14 protein-coding genes are annotated in these 17,107 nt (G+C 32.4%); 12 read left to right on the top strand and 2 right to left on the bottom strand.

The features are described from left to right. Nucleotides 1-4: 4 nt before the first annotated feature. The 8 genes from CJF12_RS16385 to CJF12_RS16350 all read left to right on the top strand — a co-directional run bounded on the left by CJF12_RS16385 (nt 5) and on the right by CJF12_RS16350 (nt 7,838). Nucleotides 5-994, top strand: a complete 990-nt coding sequence (locus CJF12_RS16385) for a glycosyltransferase family protein (RefSeq protein WP_034681038.1) — start codon at nt 5-7, stop codon at nt 992-994. Continuing rightward, nucleotides 991-2,178 carry a glycosyltransferase family 4 protein gene (locus CJF12_RS16380; RefSeq protein ID WP_034681037.1) on the top strand — a complete coding sequence of 396 codons (1,188 nt, stop codon included), beginning with the start codon at nt 991-993 and terminating at the stop codon, nt 2,176-2,178. Before CJF12_RS16385 ends, CJF12_RS16380 begins: the two co-directional genes overlap by 4 nt. Next, nucleotides 2,175-2,594 carry a sugar 3,4-ketoisomerase gene (locus tag CJF12_RS16375; protein ID WP_034681036.1) on the top strand — a complete coding sequence of 140 codons (420 nt, stop codon included), beginning with the start codon at nt 2,175-2,177 and terminating at the stop codon, nt 2,592-2,594. The genes CJF12_RS16380 and CJF12_RS16375 overlap by 4 nt, the downstream gene beginning before the upstream one ends. Next, a complete protein-coding gene (locus tag CJF12_RS16370; RefSeq protein ID WP_034681034.1) occupies nt 2,572-3,789 on the top strand; it encodes a glycosyltransferase family 61 protein in 1,218 nt (405 codons plus the stop codon). The genes CJF12_RS16375 and CJF12_RS16370 overlap by 23 nt, the downstream gene beginning before the upstream one ends. Further along, the gene (locus CJF12_RS16365; RefSeq protein ID WP_034681033.1) at nt 3,786-4,247 is read left to right on the top strand and encodes an N-acetyltransferase; all 462 of its coding nucleotides are present in this window, start codon (nt 3,786-3,788) and stop codon (nt 4,245-4,247) included. Before CJF12_RS16370 ends, CJF12_RS16365 begins: the two co-directional genes overlap by 4 nt. 63 nt (nt 4,248-4,310) lie before the next feature. Then, nucleotides 4,311-5,831 carry a hypothetical protein gene (locus tag CJF12_RS16360; RefSeq protein WP_034681030.1) on the top strand — a complete coding sequence of 507 codons (1,521 nt, stop codon included), beginning with the start codon at nt 4,311-4,313 and terminating at the stop codon, nt 5,829-5,831. After that, the gene (locus CJF12_RS16355; protein WP_034681026.1) at nt 5,821-6,927 is read left to right on the top strand and encodes a DegT/DnrJ/EryC1/StrS family aminotransferase; all 1,107 of its coding nucleotides are present in this window, start codon (nt 5,821-5,823) and stop codon (nt 6,925-6,927) included. The genes CJF12_RS16360 and CJF12_RS16355 overlap by 11 nt, the downstream gene beginning before the upstream one ends. A gap of 38 nt (nt 6,928-6,965) precedes the next feature. After that, nucleotides 6,966-7,838: a glycosyltransferase family 2 protein gene (locus CJF12_RS16350; protein WP_262485047.1), complete on the top strand. Its 873-nt coding sequence runs from the start codon at nt 6,966-6,968 to the stop codon at nt 7,836-7,838. A gap of 122 nt (nt 7,839-7,960) precedes the next feature. Here CJF12_RS16350 and CJF12_RS16345 read toward each other — a convergent pair whose 3' ends face one another. Further along, nucleotides 7,961-9,358, bottom strand: coding sequence for an MAC/perforin domain-containing protein (locus CJF12_RS16345; protein WP_034681019.1), 1,398 nt, complete (start codon nt 9,356-9,358; stop codon nt 7,961-7,963). Nucleotides 9,359-9,662: 304 nt separating this feature from the next. On the opposite strand from CJF12_RS16345, the gene gltX reads away from it, so the two are divergent. Both gltX and CJF12_RS16335 read left to right on the top strand, forming a co-directional pair. Next, nucleotides 9,663-11,174 carry a glutamate--tRNA ligase gene (gene gltX / locus CJF12_RS16340; RefSeq protein WP_034681016.1) on the top strand — a complete coding sequence of 504 codons (1,512 nt, stop codon included), beginning with the start codon at nt 9,663-9,665 and terminating at the stop codon, nt 11,172-11,174. A gap of 47 nt (nt 11,175-11,221) precedes the next feature. Beyond that, a complete protein-coding gene (locus tag CJF12_RS16335) occupies nt 11,222-12,178 on the top strand; it encodes an acetyl-CoA carboxylase carboxyltransferase subunit alpha (protein ID WP_034681012.1) in 957 nt (318 codons plus the stop codon). A 66-nt stretch (nt 12,179-12,244) separates the two neighbouring features. Here the strand turns inward: CJF12_RS16335 and CJF12_RS16330 are convergent, their stop codons facing one another. Continuing rightward, complete coding sequence (locus CJF12_RS16330) at nt 12,245-12,961, bottom strand: DUF6759 domain-containing protein (RefSeq protein ID WP_034681010.1); 717 nt, start codon at nt 12,959-12,961, stop codon at nt 12,245-12,247. 143 nt (nt 12,962-13,104) lie between these two features. On the opposite strand from CJF12_RS16330, the gene tsf reads away from it, so the two are divergent. Both tsf and CJF12_RS16320 read left to right on the top strand, forming a co-directional pair. After that, complete coding sequence (tsf, locus tag CJF12_RS16325) at nt 13,105-13,932, top strand: translation elongation factor Ts (RefSeq protein ID WP_034681007.1); 828 nt, start codon at nt 13,105-13,107, stop codon at nt 13,930-13,932. Between the two features lie 235 nt (nt 13,933-14,167). Then, entirely contained in the window at nt 14,168-16,975 is a 2,808-nt protein-coding gene (locus tag CJF12_RS16320) for a T9SS C-terminal target domain-containing protein (protein WP_034681002.1), read from the top strand. The last annotated feature ends 132 nt before the right edge of the window (nt 16,976-17,107 follow it).

Raw genomic sequence — 17,107 nt, 5'->3', positions numbered from 1 at the left:
TTGGATGAAGATTTGTGTAATTAGTTATGATTTTTGGGGTTATGACAAACATATTGTAGATGCACTATGCAGAAAAGGTATTGATGCTCATCATATTAAAATTGCTGATGTTACCCATTCAAATTTTCAGGAACGGGCTACTAACGCAATCAGTAAGGTTTTCCTGAACAAAAATCTAAAGACAGAAAAAAGACAAAAATTCGTTTTAGATTCTCTGGACGAATTAGACCACCAGGATCAAATTTTAGTTTTAAATCCTGATGCATTTGACATTTCTACCTTAGAGAAAATAAAAACATACACTGAAAAACTGATCACCTATCTTTATGATAGTCTTGAAAGGTTTCCTGTAGAGAGTGATAAGCTATCTCTGTTTGATAAAGTTTTCTCGTTTGATATTACAGATATTGAAAAGCATGGCTTTGAAAAACTAACCAATTACATCTATCTGGATCATGTCTCTAAGGAAAATCAAAATCCTACGATGGATCTTTTCTACATTACCTCATATGATAATAAAAGAGTTTCTTATATTAAGCTATTGGCTAAGAAATTAATTGCCCTGGGCTTAAAGTTTGAAATTATGATTATAGGGAAAAAGAGCTGGAAACATCAATTAAAGAATCTGTTTATCAGTGTTCCTGAAAATCTTTCAGTAATCTTTAGTATTAAAAAAATCTGTCATAAAAACCTCCCACGCTATTATAAAAATTCAAAAGCATTACTGGACTTAACCCGTGAAAATCAGCATGGCTTAAGCTTCAGGGTTTTTGAGGCAATGGCTTTAGAAAAAAAAATAATCACAGACAATGAGCTTATTAAAGATTATGATTTTTATAATCCAAATAATATCTTAGTTCTGGATGAAACATGCAGTAATCTTACCAGACACTTTTTTGAACAGCCTTATGAAAAGATTCCTGATGAGATTTATTATTATTACACACTTGACAACTGGGTCGATCGTGTTTTTAAATTGGATCAGCAACAATGAAAAAAATCAAAAGAGTATTGATCCTTACCAGGGAATTTAAATGTTCTGCCTACCCAAAAGTAGGAGGAACAGGTGTTTTTTATAAAAATCTATCATCAGAGTTAGTAAAAAGAGGGATAAGTGTCAATGTTTTTTTAATTTCAAAAAAGAACTTTGATATTGAAGAGGAAGGGGTAAAGATCCATTCGATTAAAGATATTTTCAAAGCAAATCCTTTTCTCGAACTTTTAAGATCTTTTACAGGTCGATTCAGCTTTTTAAAAAGCTGGCATTTCAATCTATATAAACTGGAAAAAGAAATAATTTCTAAAAGAATAAAGAACTGGAGTCAAAAGAACAATTATCATTTTGACGTAGCTGAAACGCACGATTTTGAAGGTATGGCACTTTCTATTCCTACTCAAATTCCTTATGCAATCAGATGCCATGGTTCATGGAATGTTCTAAAAACATATTTTGGTTACAAAAATGTATCTAAAGGAAGAATCTATTGTGAAAAACTAGCTTTTAATATTTCTAAAAATATTATTACCATCTCACAATACAATGAAAAAATCAACAAAAATCTTTTTCAAATTCAGAATCCTAAATTGATTTATAATGGTGTTGACGAAAAGTTTTACGCACCTATTCAAAATACTACGTTACTACCTAAGTCTATTTTTTTTCTAGGTAATGTATCTTATGAAAAAGGAGCCGACACTCTTCTCAATTCATTTATTAAAATAAAAGAGAGATATCCTGAAGCTACGTTACACTTTATAGGAAACCCTAATCACTATCCAGCGACCATCTCACAAAATATCAGGAGTTCAGACATAGAAAACTCAATCACATTCTATGGAAATAAGAGCAGTCAGGAAATTGTAGAACTTATTAATAAAGCTGAAGTCGTTTGTTTTCCTTCAAAAGGTGAAAATTTTAGTTTATCTTTGCTGGAAGTAATGGCTATACAAAAGCCTGTGATATGTTCTGAGATAGACTCTTTTAAAGAAATTATAAAAGATTCAGTGAATGGACTTATTGCTAATGAAGATAATTTTCATGAAAAAATAAGTCTTCTTTTCGAAGATAACAATCTAAAAAACACCATATCATTCAATGCCAGAACATTAATAGAAACTGAATTTTGTATTGATAAAATGGTTACGAAAACCATTGATTATTATAAAGAAATTATATGACAGATTATACATTGCCTTTCCTGATAGAGTTTCCAAAAATTGGAGCTCCAGCTTTAGGATACATCTCGGTAGCAGAAAATGAAAACCTTCCGTTTGTTCCAAAGAGAATATATTGGACCTACTTTACGCCGGAAGAAGTAGAGAGAGGAGGGCATTCTCATTTTGACCTCCAGCAAATTCTTATTGCTGTTTCAGGAAAAATAGAAGTAACAACTGAGCTACTTTCTGGAAAAAAAGAAACATTTGTTTTAGATAGACCGAATATGGGGCTTTATATTCCTAAAATGTGCTGGAGAGATATGAAATATAGCCATAATGCAGTGCAGGTGTGTGTCGCAAGTATTGAGTATGATGAAAAAGATTATATTAGAGAATATTCTGAATTTTTAGGATATGGACGTAAGGAAACCAATTGAAAACCTAGAAAAACAACTTTCTTCATTAAGAAAAAAATATTATTTCAAGTCTTTTTTCAGAAAAGCAAAAAGATTAGTAACCGACTTTATACCTCTGGAGTCTCTTCCCTCTGAATATTTTACAGATAGGATTGAAGTACAAGAGAAGAAAGAAGTTGAAATATTTTTACCCAGAACATTTCTTAATCCACAAAAGTCTATAAAAACTCCTTTAAATACAATTGAAATTTTAGGGCTTAAAGATTTATATTGTATTCCCAATTCTACCTATTTTCTGGACATAAAAAAAGAAAAAATTTTTTATGAAAAATGGCATGATGATGATAGAATTCATTATGTATACAATACATCTAATTTACTTCAACATGCAATAACTCTGGCAAAAGTTAAAAATCATAAAAGTATATATTATGATTCCGAAGCTATTTTTTTAGGAGGTACGTTTACATTTAATTACTATCATTTTTTTACTGAGATTCTTTCTAAAACAGAATTTTTCTCATATATTCCTGAAGCTAAAAACAAGTTAATTGTTGTAGATGAAGGAATTCAAAATATTGAGAATCTAAAGGAACTCTTATCATTCTTTGTAAAAGATTATAAAGTATTATTTCTAAACAACGAAAATTATTATCACTTTAAAAAATTATGGCATATCACTAGTCCGAACTATACAATACCTAATATTCTACCTAGTGAAAAGTATGAAGCTGGCTTTACCAAATTTTCAAAAAAGTCTTTACAGTATCTTCGAAATACATGTTTTGAGAATCTGGATATTAACCGGGTAGAAATAAAGCCCATAAAGAAAATTTTTATTTCAAGAAAATCCAAATTTAGGAAATACAATGAAGAAGAAATTTTTGAAGAGGCTAAAAAATTTGGCTTTGAAGAGGTCTTTTTTGAAGAGCTTAATATTCATGAACAAATATTCTTAATCAATAAAGCAGATTATATTATTGGGCCAAGTGGTGCAGCCTGGACTAATATTCTTTTTGTAAACCCAAATGCTAAAGGGTTAATTTGGCTGAGCTCTGTATGGGGAGACTTTTCTGTATTCTCCACATTAGCAAAAGAAATGCAGTTTGATTTATATTTTTATATTTACCCTCAGACAAGTGAGGATTTTCATGAAAACTATCATTTGGATATTGAAACTTTTTCAAATCAGTTGAACCAATTATTAAATTTATGATAAAGATACATCCTACTGCAGAAGTTTTAAGCAACTCAATTGGAGAAAACACGATGATATGGCAACACTGCGTTGTACTTGCCCAGGCTGTAATTGGTAAAAACTGTAATATCAATTATAATGTCTTTATAGAAAATGACGTTTTTATAGGAAATAATGTGACTATAAAACCTGGTGTACAGATATGGGATGGAATCTCCATTGAAGATGATGTGTTTATAGGTCCCAATGTAACTTTTACCAATGACAAACATCCTGTTTCAAAAAATAAAGATTTTATCTTATTAAAAACCATTGTTAAAAAAGGAGCTTCTATTGGAGCCAATGCAACAATACTTCCGGGAATAACGATTCATGAAAATGCAGTTATAGGAGCAGGAAGTGTTGTAACAAAAGATATACCGGCAGGAGAAACATGGTTTGGGAACCCTGCGAAAAAAGCAAAAAGTATTAATTAAATATTTCATTATACAAAGATTGGCAAAAGCTTACAATCTTGTAACGCATCTGCAAATAAAGAAATGTATAAATCCATAACTTTATCATTAGAAAGCTATAGAAAGCAATATGCTAACGGGATGCTGATTCTTTCGTTGATGTATCTTATTTTCATTTCATTATACTCGATCAATCAGTATGATTTAGGTTTTCAGCTTTCTATGGTGAGTAGAATAAAATCAGGGCAGATCATTTACAAAGATTTCGATTATGTGAGGCCTTTCTTTAGTATCGTTTTTTGGGATTATTTGTTAAAAGCCCTTCCTCTGACATCTGAATACCTAATCTTAATTTCCCGAATATTAGTTATCGTCCAAAGCTTTATTATATGCTATTTAATACAGAAAATAATCTTTAATAGAAGTTCCCTTCAGGTAACTGTTTTTTTACTAATTTGTTTTCTTCATACCTTTCCCATCATGCCTTGGCATACTATTGATGGGATATTCTTTTCAATAGTCTCCCTATTTTTTTATAAAAAGAAATGGTATTTAAGCACTCTTATTTTTATCATTTTTGCATCTTTTACCAAACAGTCCTTTTTTATTTTCGGACTTGCAATGGGACTGATTATATTAAGAGATCTAAGTCGAAAGTTCACATTTGATAAAAAGGATTTTTACATTTCTATTCCATCCATTGTTTTTCTAATTATCGTTTTATTTCAATACCACATTATTGATAATTTTAAAATATTTTTTAATCAGATTTTCAATTCTTCTGCCTCTTCAGGCTTCTATGAGAACAGTATTGCAATCTATTTCTTTGATAAAAATATCAAAACAATAATTTTTATTCTAATCCTACTTTTACTCTACTTTATAAAAATTAATAAAAAATATATTGAGACATTATTACTGATTACATTCCCGGTTCTACTCGTATTTCCATTTTTTAATCAGGGTACATATTCCGGCATCCATTCATTATTCTTAATTATGGTTGTATTATTTTTAAAATATGAACCCAGGAACACTTTTATTTTCCTGCTCTTATTTTTAGGCTGGTCTTCTTCGATTTCCTGGGGATACAATACTCCTATTTTCTTTATATTCATTTTTCTTTATAAATTCATCGAAAAAAGGAAACAATTTTTCTTACTTTTATGGGGCCTGGCTTTGACTTCTTTTTTATTATTTAGAATTAAATATACCTACCTATCAGATAGTTTAATAAATTCAAAATATATTTTCAGTAATAACGTTAAATCAATTTCAGGCTTATGGATTTCAGAACATGAATATCAATATGTGACTGAAGCAGAGGAGATAAATAAGATCTATAAACATGTTATCTTTTTACCTGGCTCACCTATTCTTGATATTATTAATACAAGTTTTCCCAACCGGGCATCATGGGAAATGGATGTTGAATATCCCAACTGGAAACAGGATTTATCTAAACTAAAAACCAATGTAATAGCAGTAGATAATTCACAATCTTATTACAAAGAAGGTTTTTATAAAAGTTCAATTACATTGGAATTGATCAAGCAAAAAAAAATAATTAAAAAGACTAAATATTTTACTATTTATGGAAATTAAGTTTCTCGAATTACAAAAAATAAATATGCTTCACCAGGATGAGATTCAAAGCAGTCTGCTAAAGACTTTTCAAAGTGGCTGGTATCTTCAGGGTGAAGAAACAAAACTTTTTGAAAAAAATTTAGCCAATTACATTGGTGTAAAACACATCATTGGAGTTGCTAATGGATTAGATGCTTTACGATTAATCATAAGAGGATATATAGAGCTAGGTATCTTTCAGGAAGGTGACGAGATCATTGTTCCTGCCAACACTTATATCGCCTCTGTTTTAGCAATTACAGATAATAACCTCATTCCTATTTTTGCAGAACCTGATATTAACAACCAGAATATTAATATAAATGAATTGGAAAGTCTTATTACTTCTCGTACAAAAGGCATAATGACTGTTCATTTGTATGGTAAAGTAGCGTATAATGAACAGCTTTCAGAACTTATAAAAAAACATAATCTAAAATTAATTGAAGATAACGCGCAAGCTATTGGAGCTGTATATAACAATATTAAGACAGGGAATCTGGGTGATGCGGCAGGGTTTAGTTTTTATCCTGGTAAAAATCTTGGAGCTTTAGGAGATGGTGGTGCTGTTTCTACTAACGATGATGAACTTGCAGCAGCCATAAGAGCAGTTGCCAACTATGGCTCCAATGAAAAATACGTTAATCTGTATAAAGGCCTCAATTCCAGACTAGATGAAATCCAAGCAGGGGTTCTTAATATAAAACTGAAATACATTGATCAGGAAAATAGCAACAGAAGAAAGATAGCTGAACGGTATACTCGTGAAATCAATAATCCTAAAATAATTTTACCCCAAGTTCATAAAAATGATACGGAACACGTATGGCATTTATATGTCATAAGAAGTACTAAAAGGGATCGCCTTCAAAAATATCTATTAGAAAAGGGGATTCAGACACTTATTCATTACCCTATTCCTCCGCATCTGCAAAAATGTTACCCGGAATACAACCATTTAAAATTCCCTGTTACAGAACTTTTGAGCAATGAGGTGCTAAGCCTTCCAATCAGTCCGGTTTTAGAGGAGAAATCTGTAGATTATATTATCCATGCAATAAATAGTTTCGAGTAATGAGCAACCAGCCTTTTATAAGCATCATAATCATTACTATGAATCATGAAAAATTCATAGAGCAGGCTTGTTTATCTGCTATTTCCCAAACTTATTCGAATTATGAAATCATACTTTTAGATAATGCTTCAAAAGATAGAACTTTTGAAATTGCAGAAAATGTTCTTTCTCACTCTAAAATCAGATATAAGCTTATACAGAATTCCGAAAGCTTTGGAATATCAAAAAATATAAACATCCTGGTCTCACATGCTTCAGGAGAATACATTTCCATCTTGTCCGGAGACGATTGGTATACGGAAGATAATCTAATAGAGAAAATAAATTTCTTAACAAAAAACTCTGCTGATATTATCCTTACGGATGGGTATAAATACTATCAGGACGAGGATAAAACGACAGATGTTTATACTCTGAAAGAAAAGAATTATATCATTCAAAATCTCAGTAATTTTTTCCATGAAAATGTCTCGGAAAATAAGACCGCCAATGTCGGAACCTTTGTAAAAAAAGAGCTGCTGACAGAGTTTCCTTTTGATGAAAATATCAATACAGAAGACTGGGACATGAACCTGCGTTTGACTTCTAAGGGGTTCAAAGTTGGGTTTATTGATAAAAAATTGTTTTATTATAGAATCCTTTCTACCAGCCTATCAAGAAACTGGAAGTTGATGAAGGGCTCTTATGAAAAAGTTACCAATAAATACATCGACTATATCAAAGCAGATAAAGAGCTTTATAAAAAATATCAACTAAAGCTCATCCATTTCAAATATGAGATCCTCATATCAGACACCCAATCAGAACATGAAAAAGAAGTATTAAAGCTGGAATGGAAAAAGGAAAAATATAAAATAAAGTACAGCAATCCTATTTTGTTTTTTAAACTTTTGTTATTAAAAAACAAGTAGTTAGTCCTTTTCTTTTTTAGTTTTTCACTCAATTTACCTATCATCTATAAAAACAAAACGATAGTATAAAAAAGGGAGATGAAGTTTAACACTTCATCTCCCTTCTATTTTTTATTTTAATACTATTGGATATCTGCTCCTATTATATATCCTGATGTTCCATTAATTTTACGAACAGCATTATTATTAAATCTATATTTATTATAGATGGTGGAATTAGGGATCCATCTCAAAGTATTTCCTTCTCTCATATAGATCTTAAGTGTATTATTATCTTGTTTAAGATCATTATCAGGAGTCAAATCTTTACCCTTTTTCACTGTTGAGAGATCACTTGAGCTAACATTAAAAATATCCGAGTTCCTAATATTAAATAAACCAAAAAGTGTATCTGGACTCTGAATATATCTCAATTCATTTTCAAACATAAAAAATACTTCATCAGTACTAGGGTTTCGTACAAAATTTCCGTTGACTAAATTGGGGGTATTCTTATATTCGATAGTAACTCTATTATCAATTAGATATTGATCCACATAAGCTTTAAGTTGAGCCTTTTTAGCAGCATCTTTTACCAAATCATAAATTAATATCAACCCATTAGGACCGAAATCCACTAAAACAGAGTTATTAGGCGTAGAACTATTTTGCCAATTTGCAATATTGATTTTCGGGTTATTCTGATCAAGGTTTAATTCATTCATCAAACCTTTTGAAGGGTCTCCACCTCTTGTTTTATATGATAACTTTTTAGAAAAATTTTGATTAGAACTTGAAGTATTAACATCATTTGTAACATCTACATCAAATATACTTTTCATTCCTGCTTTAACCCCTACCCTAGCAGCATGTTCTTTATTTCTATTCGTCGTTTCAGACTGAAATAAAATATCCATTTTTGCTCCGGTATAGATGTCTACCAATACATGGGTTCCATAGTCATTAACAATCTGTTGTGGAGTCTTATTTTGTAAGTCCTGTGTAAACTCTGGAGTTAAGTAATTTGACAAAGCAGCAGCTGTTGCATTGATTCTGAATCTTCTCTGCTTAATAGTTAAATTATAGCTTCCATAAATATATTTCGCATCAAATTTATTAGTATTGGTAATTGAGGTATTAAAGGCAACTGAAAGCGTTTTTTTAAATAATGGTATTCCAGCAGTCACCCCCACTTTAGTAGAAACCATTTTAGAATAAGATTCTGCATTTTCACCATATTCTTCAACATATTCCTGCGCGAATGTATTGTCTGTGACTAATCTCGCGGCTTGTTCTACTTTAAATCTGGCAATATCAATAATTTGAAATCCTGCTGAATTGGCATTTGCATACTCTCCGGCAGCATTAAAACCATGCCCTAGGACATCATATTCACCATCTCCTGCTGACCTTGCAGTGGCTGTACGATTTAAGCGGTTTAAACTTTCAGGTGTTGCTTCATTAGTAAGTTCTTCCGTTGAACATGAAGCTAAAAAAAGCATCAAAATGACACTCAAACAAAATAAAATCTGTTTTTTCATAATTATTAAAAATTTCTGCAAAAATAGGATTCATCATTATGTAAAGAAAAAATAATCAAATGACATAAATCACAAAATATAGATTTTTTATAGCTGTAAAAACAGCTACAATAAAGAATATTACTATCTCTAATGATTGAATTAAAATAAAAAATTGAGAAAAATTTTTATACAATTAACTCACTTTTAAACTAATTTTTGAACGAATTATTACATACAATCTCAAGCATCTCTATAAAAGGTCTATTTTATTTAATGTCACCTCAATTCGTTTAAGTAAATTTGCACAAAATTAAAATTGAAAATGGAGAAAGTAAGAGTACGTTTTGCTCCAAGTCCTACCGGACCTTTGCATTTGGGAGGTGTAAGAACCGCATTATATGATTATCTTTTTGCTAAAAACCAAGGCGGTGAATTTGTATTAAGAATTGAAGATACAGACACTGCAAGATATGTTGAAGGAGCAGAAGAATATATTGAAGAAGCTTTAGAATGGTGCGGAATCATTCCCGATGAAAGCCCTAAAAAAGGAGGGAAACATGCTCCTTACAGACAATCTGAAAGAAGAGCCATTTATGATAAATATACAGAGCTAATCTTAAAAACGGATTACGCTTACATTGCTTTTGATACTCCTGAAGAACTTGATGCAATCCGCGCAGAGTATGAAGCTAAGGGAGATGTTTTTTCTTATGATAATAAAACAAGAAACCGTCTTAGAAACAGCTTAGCTCTTTCTGAAGAGGAAGTTCAAAAATTATTGGATGAAAAGACCCCTTATGTGGTAAGGTTTAAAATGCCTGTTGACAGAATATTAAACCTCGAAGATATTATTCGTGGAAAGTCTTCTGTAAATACCAATACTTTAGATGATAAAGTTCTTGTTAAAAACGATGGAATGCCAACTTACCATTTTGCCAATGTTATTGATGACCACGAAATGGAAATAACCCATGTTATCCGTGGGGAAGAATGGCTACCTTCTTTAGGTTTACATACCCTTTTATATGAAGCAATGCAATGGGATGCTCCACAGTTTGCTCACCTTTCTTTAATTTTAAAGCCTGAAGGCAAAGGAAAATTAAGCAAAAGAGATGGCGACAAATTTGGGTTCCCTGTATTTCCATTAGATTTTAAGGATCCTGAAACCGGAAATATTTCTAAAGGGTACAGAGAAAACGGATACCTTCCGGATGCCTTCATTAATATGGTTGCCTTGCTTGGCTGGTCACCTGCAGATGATAAAGAAATCCTTCCTTTAGAAGATATGATTAAAGAATTTGATCTTCATAAAGTGCATAAGGCAGGAGCAAGATTCAGTAAAGAAAAAGCGGAATGGTTTAACCATCAGTATATACAATTGAAATCTGATAACGAGCTTCTTCAGATTTTGAAAAACACTGATCTTAATCTTTCAAATGTTTCAGATGAGAAATTAATTAAAATTATTCATCTTATGAAAGAAAGAGCTACTTTTCCAAAAGACATTTACGAAAACGGCAAGTTTTTCTTTGAGGCTCCTACTTCTTATGATGAAAAAGCGTCAAAAAAAGCGTGGAATGAGGAAACTTCAACCATATTGAATGAACTATCAGATGTTTTAGCAAAAAGCGAAACATTTAATGCTGAAACACTGAAGCAAACCGTTCATGATTTTGCTGAAAATAAAGGATTAGGAATGGGTAAAGTAATGATGCCACTCCGTCTTGCTTTAGTGGGAGAATTGAAGGGACCTGATGTCCCTGATATCCTGGAACTCCTTGGAAAAGAAGAAAGTACAGCCAGAATAAACAATGCTATCAATAATTTTAAATAGAGTTTCATAATTTTTCATAAATTTGAACGATATAATTTACTTCAAGAATGGAATATTTAAATTTCGAACTTCCTATAAAAGAATTAATGGATCAATACCAAACATGTTCTTTAGTAGGAGAAGAAAGTGGTGTTGATGTAAAGTTAGCATGTAGCCAAATTGAGGATAAGATCATAGATAAGAAAAAAGAAATCTATGGAAATCTTACCCCATGGCAAAGAGTACAACTATCTCGTCATCCTGATCGCCCTTATGCTTTAGATCATATCAAAGGTATTGCAGATAAAGGGAGTTTCCTGGAACTTCATGGAGATAGAAATTTTGCTGATGATCCGGCAATGGTTGGAGGTTTAGCAACCCTTGACGGTCATAAAGTAATGATCATAGGTACTCAAAAAGGAAGAACAACCAAGGAAAGGCAGCACAGAAGATTTGGAATGCCCAATCCTGAAGGATACAGAAAAGCTTTAAGACTAATGAAGCTTGCTGAAAAATTCCACATTCCTGTAATTACTTTAGTAGATACACCGGGAGCATATCCTGGATTGGAAGCTGAAGAAAGAGGACAGGGTGAGGCTATCGCCAGAAACATTTTTGAGATGGTTCAGCTTAAAACGCCTATTTTCACTTATATCATTGGAGAAGGAGCCAGTGGTGGAGCTTTAGGAATAGGAGTTGGAAATAAAGTATATATGTTGGAAAACACATGGTATACGGTAATTGCACCTGAAAGTTGTTCATCTATTTTATGGAGAAACTGGGATCACAAAGAAGATGCTGCAAACGCATTAAACCTTACTCCAAAGGATGCTTTAAGAGAGAAATTCATTGATGGAATTATCGAAGAGCCACTAGGAGGAGCACATTATGACCCTGAAACAACTTATCTAAATTTGAAAAGCTCAATTTTACAGAATATCAAAGCTTTTGCAAAATTCACAGGACAAGAACTTGAAACCCAAAGACAAGAAAAATTCATTGCAATGGGTCAATTTAAAGGATAAAAATAAAAAGGTTAAGAAATTTCTTAACCTTTTTATTTTTCTATGATACTTATTTCTTTTGATTGATTAATCAGCAATATTCAGTTCTAATTCAATATCCTTACTAATTCTTTTAATTGAAGAATACTTTGCATCACAAACCATTGTTGTTACAACATACTCTCCTTTGTCTATTAAAATAAAATTTTGCCCTTTTGCAGGTACGTTCAGATTATAATATTTTTTTCCGCTGATTTTTACAATCAGATTACAATTAGACCTATTCTTAATATTAACATAGGCTTCGGTTAAACTAGGGTCATTACTAAAGAGATGAGTAAGCATAGCCGCCGTTTTTTTATTTTCTTCACTCGGACCGGCACTTTTACTTGCACTTGTACTTATATTTTTGCTAACACTTGAATAGTTGACTTTCTTTTCAGCGGAAGATGTTGATGATGAATTTGCTGCTATTGTTCTACCACTATTAAGCTCATTATTTTTAACAATTTTTTCAATTTTTTCCTTACTGATAGGTTTAATAGTAGGCTTCGCTTCCGGTGAATTGTCTGCCATAATTATTTCAATCAGCTTTCTTTTAAAATAATTTGTTTTAGCATGATTAGGATTCTGTTTCAGAAATCCTGCAATAATTCTCGCTTCTTTTGTACTTTCAGCATCTTGTTCAGTGTATATAATTAAAGTTTCTTTTTCTACAACAGCTTTAGATTTAGTTCTTTTCTTTTTCTGAGAAAAACCAAGTGTAAAAATGCATAAAAATATAAGGAGAAATATTTTTTTCATTAAGTAATCATTTTAAAATTATTAACAAATAAATAACGTGAAAAGTCAATTTTTAGTTTGTCATTAAAATCATTATCTTTGCAGTGCTCAAAAATAAACTAAAAAATCAAAACTAATTCTTAATAAAAAAAATAATAGATATTATGTCTTATACACCAGCTGCTGCGGACGTAGCAAAATTGAGAAACCAAACAGGTGCAGGTATGATGGACTGCAAAAAAGCTTTAGTTGAAGCTGAAGGAGACTTCGAAAAAGCAGTAGATATCCTTAGAAAAAAAGGACAAAAAGTTGCTGCTAACAGAGCTGACAGAGAATCTGCTGAAGGAGCTGTTATTGCAAGAGTAAATGAAGATAACACTTTAGGTGTTGTTATTTCTTTAAACTGTGAGACTGACTTCGTTGCTAAAAATGAAGATTTCATTGAATTAGCTTATGAACTAGCTGAAATGGCTATTTTTGCAGCTACTAAAGAAGAATTATTAGCTACAGATTTCCACGGAATGACCGTTGCTGAGAAATTGATTGAGCAGACAGGTGTTATCGGTGAAAAAATTGAAATCGGATCTTTCGAAAGAATTGAAGGACCATTCCTAGGAGCTTATATCCACGCTGGAAACAAAATCGCTGCGATCACTTCGCTTTCTGCAAAAGTAGAAGGGTCTGATGAAGTTGCTAAAGCTGTTTCTATGCAAGCTGCTGCGATGAACCCAATCGCTCTTGATGAAACTCGAGTTTCTCAAGAAACTATCGACAAAGAATTAGAGATCGAAAGACACAAACTTACTGAAGAAGGTAAGCCTGCAAACATTATCGACAATATCTTGAAAGGTAAAATGCAGAGATTCTACAAAGACAACACTTTGGTACACCAGGATTTCATTAAAGATTCTAGTATCTCAGTTGCTGATTACGTAAAATCTGTAAATGCAGACCTAAAAGTAACAGGATTTGTAAGAGTTAGCTTAAGCTAATTTTTCTCTACAAAATAAATAAAAAATCCCACTGAGCTTTCAGTGGGATTTTTTGTGTATCAGTATCGTAATACAGATTAAATAAATGAAATCGATATACACTTTCAAATTCCATACAATGAACACATATTCGTAAATAATCGAGAATGTTTTTTTTCTTTTTACTTATAATTTATTAAAAATATATCAAATATTATTTTAAATTTGTAGAAATCCTAATTCCATATTCCATCTTATGAAAAAATTTCTACTTAGTTTAGTATTAGTTTTTTTTACAATTAATACACTTTTCGCGCAAAGAGATACTGAACACTGGATCGCTCCTTATTACGATACTGTCGGAGGCTTCACCAACGCCTTGTACTTATCTACAGATTCTACTATTCCATTTGAAGTTAAGATTTACAGTGATAATGCTTTGCTCATTACTGTTACCGTCAGTAAAGGAAGCCCACAAGTTTATACTCTTACCAACAATAACCTGATATCTGCTTCTACAGCAGCCGATGGTTTTAAAGTTATTAATAAAGGATTATATCTTAAAGGAGACAAACCTTTTTACTGCAGTTTAAGACTGGCCCAGTATGCCCATGGTGAAATTATTACCAGTAAAGGAAAGGCAGGTATTGGAAAGAATTTCTTTGTAGCATCAAGTCCGAATACCTCAACCAGTTCTTTATATAATTTTACAGCAGGAATTCTAGCGACTGAGGATAATACCACCGTTACTGTATCGTGGAATAATGCATCTGTAACATTTTTCGGTGGGACAGCCGGAGGAACTTCTCATACTTTCACCTTAAATAAAGGACAATCTTTTTTATTCGCAGGTTCTGGAAATACCAGCGCCAATTTAACAGGATTTATCGGAGCCAAAGTCGTAGCAGACAAACCGGTATCTCTTACTAACGGAAGTTGTAACGGAAATTTTGGAATGCTTGGATCTATGGGTTCAGATCCTATTCTCGATCAGTCTGTCCCTGTGGAAAGACTTGGTAATACATTTGCCATGGTGAAAACCAGATCTACTGTCCCAAATGAAAATATGGAAGGAGGAATTATTATTGCAACAGAAGACAATACTGATATATTTTTAAATGGTGCGAGCACTGCCATAGCAACAATCAATGCAGGACAATGGTATAGAATTAATGAGACGAGCTATGTAACACAAACCGGTGCCGGAACTCACTCCAATATGTTTATTTCAACATCAAAAAATGTTTATTTATATCAATTTGTAGCTGTTGATGATAGTAACGCAACATGCGGGTATAATTATATACCACCCCTCAACTGTTTCCTACCCAGAAAAATTGATGAAATTGGCAATATCAACCAAATGCCTAACGTGACTAATGCTATCACATTAAAATTAAATATTTTGACTGAGACAGGTGCCACGGTTCTTGTCAATGGAGTTGCCCCCACCCCAGCACAGGGACCTTATCCCCTAACAGGAAATACTTTATGGCAAACCTATGCCATCGAAGGAATCTCAGGAAATGTAACCATCACTTCTACAAAAGCTGTTACTGCCGGAATCAACGGAGGATACAATACAGCCGGATACGGAGGGTATTTTGCCGGATTTTCATCTATCCCTGTAATTGCTAAAAAAACAGGAGAGTGTGTACCCGGTATTGTTTTAGAAGTAGATGACGGATACGAAACTTATCAATGGTACTTAAATGGAGTTGCTATTCCAGGCGCCACAAGTAATACTTACACACCTACACAAGCAGGAAATTATACTGTAAAAGTTACAATGGGAGGCTGCCCTCCTGTGACAACACCCGTCTATAAAGTTTTCAACTGCATGAAAAATACAACAAGCAACATTAATGCTTGTGCCACAAAAATCATAACCCCTGCTTTTTCCAGTTCAACTCAAACTCCTGTTCCAAGTACGGTAAGTATTTTAACAAATCCTTCGCATGGAACAGCTGTTTTAAATCCGGCAACAGGTGTAATTACTTACAATCCAACTCCCGGATATTTAGGTCCTGATACTATAGTTTATACATTCTGCGGAAATGCTCCTGAATTTATTGACTGCGAAACAGTGACTTTACATTTAACAGTGGTTCCTTTTATCGTAAAAGATGCCACATTAGAAGCCTGTCAATATGAAGACAAAGCTTATTTCGATTTAAGGACTGCCAATGTTATTGATCTTACTACCGTTATTAAGAAATTTTATCCAACTCTGGCTGATCTTAATGCAAATACCAATGAAATTACAAACCCTGAAAATTATGGTTCCACAGGAGGTTTTGTTTACGTAAAAATAACCAGCAGTGAAGGATGTACCGGCATTGCTAAAATTACATTAATTGCAAAACCTATTAAAAAATCGCCGACCCTCGTTGACAAATACATTTGTATCAATTCAAGAACCAATCTGGATGCAGGTCCGGGCTACGATTCTTACCAGTGGAATACAGGAGCAACAACCTCAGCTATTGAAGGTGTTGGGGTCGGAGAATATGTTGTTATTCTTGGAAAGGATGGGTGTTTCGTTACTCAAATTGTAAAAGTACTTAAAACACAAGATCCTGTTATTACTCAGATTGAAATCTCCAATAACAATGCAACAGTAATTGTAAACGGAGGAACACCACCTTATCAATATTCTGTCGATGGAACAGTAAATTGGCAAGATTCCAACGTCTTTACCAACCTTTCAAGAGGGCAACATACCTTATACGTTAAAGATGCTAATAATTGTACACCAGTTTCTGTAGAAATTACAGTTCCTAATCTTATTAATGCTATAACTCCTAACGGAGACAATGTTAATGATTATATTGATTACATCGAATTATCTTATAAAGAAAATCTCGTATTTGTAATCTATGATCGATATGGTAATAAAATATTTACCGGAGATAGGTTCAACAACTACCGTTGGGATGGTAAACATTTCGGCAAGAAAGTTTCAACAGGAACTTACTGGTATCACATTAACTGGAATGAGCCCAATAAACAAAAAACACCAATAAAATACACCGGTTGGATTTTAGTGAAAAATAGAGATTAATATTGAATTGTAATATATGTAAGCCAGGACTCTAGAGTCCTGGCTTACATATATTATTTTATTATATATTTTAAGAAAACACACTACAATATATCAAATAATATATTACTTTTATAATAAACTAATTCCCAT

Origin of the sequence: Chryseobacterium piperi, from assembly GCF_002285635.2 — a bacterium.
GTDB lineage: Bacteria > Bacteroidota > Bacteroidia > Flavobacteriales > Weeksellaceae > Chryseobacterium > Chryseobacterium piperi.
This window is presented reverse-complemented; position numbering and strand designations above follow the sequence as displayed.

Excerpts from the sequence above, each read along its gene's own strand:
- CJF12_RS16385 (WP_034681038.1), top strand. The coding sequence starts at position 5 with ATGAAGATTTGTGTAATTAGTTATGATTTTTGGGGTTATGACAAACAT.
- CJF12_RS16380 (WP_034681037.1), top strand. The coding sequence starts at position 991 with ATGAAAAAAATCAAAAGAGTATTGATCCTTACCAGGGAATTTAAATGT.
- CJF12_RS16375 (WP_034681036.1), top strand. The coding sequence starts at position 2,175 with ATGACAGATTATACATTGCCTTTCCTGATAGAGTTTCCAAAAATTGGA.
- CJF12_RS16370 (WP_034681034.1), top strand. The coding sequence starts at position 2,572 with ATGGACGTAAGGAAACCAATTGAAAACCTAGAAAAACAACTTTCTTCA.
- CJF12_RS16365 (WP_034681033.1), top strand. The coding sequence starts at position 3,786 with ATGATAAAGATACATCCTACTGCAGAAGTTTTAAGCAACTCAATTGGA.
- CJF12_RS16360 (WP_034681030.1), top strand. The coding sequence starts at position 4,311 with ATGTATAAATCCATAACTTTATCATTAGAAAGCTATAGAAAGCAATAT.
- CJF12_RS16355 (WP_034681026.1), top strand. The coding sequence starts at position 5,821 with ATGGAAATTAAGTTTCTCGAATTACAAAAAATAAATATGCTTCACCAG.
- CJF12_RS16350 (WP_262485047.1), top strand. The coding sequence starts at position 6,966 with ATGAATCATGAAAAATTCATAGAGCAGGCTTGTTTATCTGCTATTTCC.
- CJF12_RS16345 (WP_034681019.1), bottom strand. The coding sequence starts at position 9,358 with ATGAAAAAACAGATTTTATTTTGTTTGAGTGTCATTTTGATGCTTTTT.
- gltX (WP_034681016.1), top strand. The coding sequence starts at position 9,663 with ATGGAGAAAGTAAGAGTACGTTTTGCTCCAAGTCCTACCGGACCTTTG.
- CJF12_RS16335 (WP_034681012.1), top strand. The coding sequence starts at position 11,222 with ATGGAATATTTAAATTTCGAACTTCCTATAAAAGAATTAATGGATCAA.
- CJF12_RS16330 (WP_034681010.1), bottom strand. The coding sequence starts at position 12,961 with ATGAAAAAAATATTTCTCCTTATATTTTTATGCATTTTTACACTTGGT.
- tsf (WP_034681007.1), top strand. The coding sequence starts at position 13,105 with ATGTCTTATACACCAGCTGCTGCGGACGTAGCAAAATTGAGAAACCAA.
- CJF12_RS16320 (WP_034681002.1), top strand. The coding sequence starts at position 14,168 with ATGAAAAAATTTCTACTTAGTTTAGTATTAGTTTTTTTTACAATTAAT.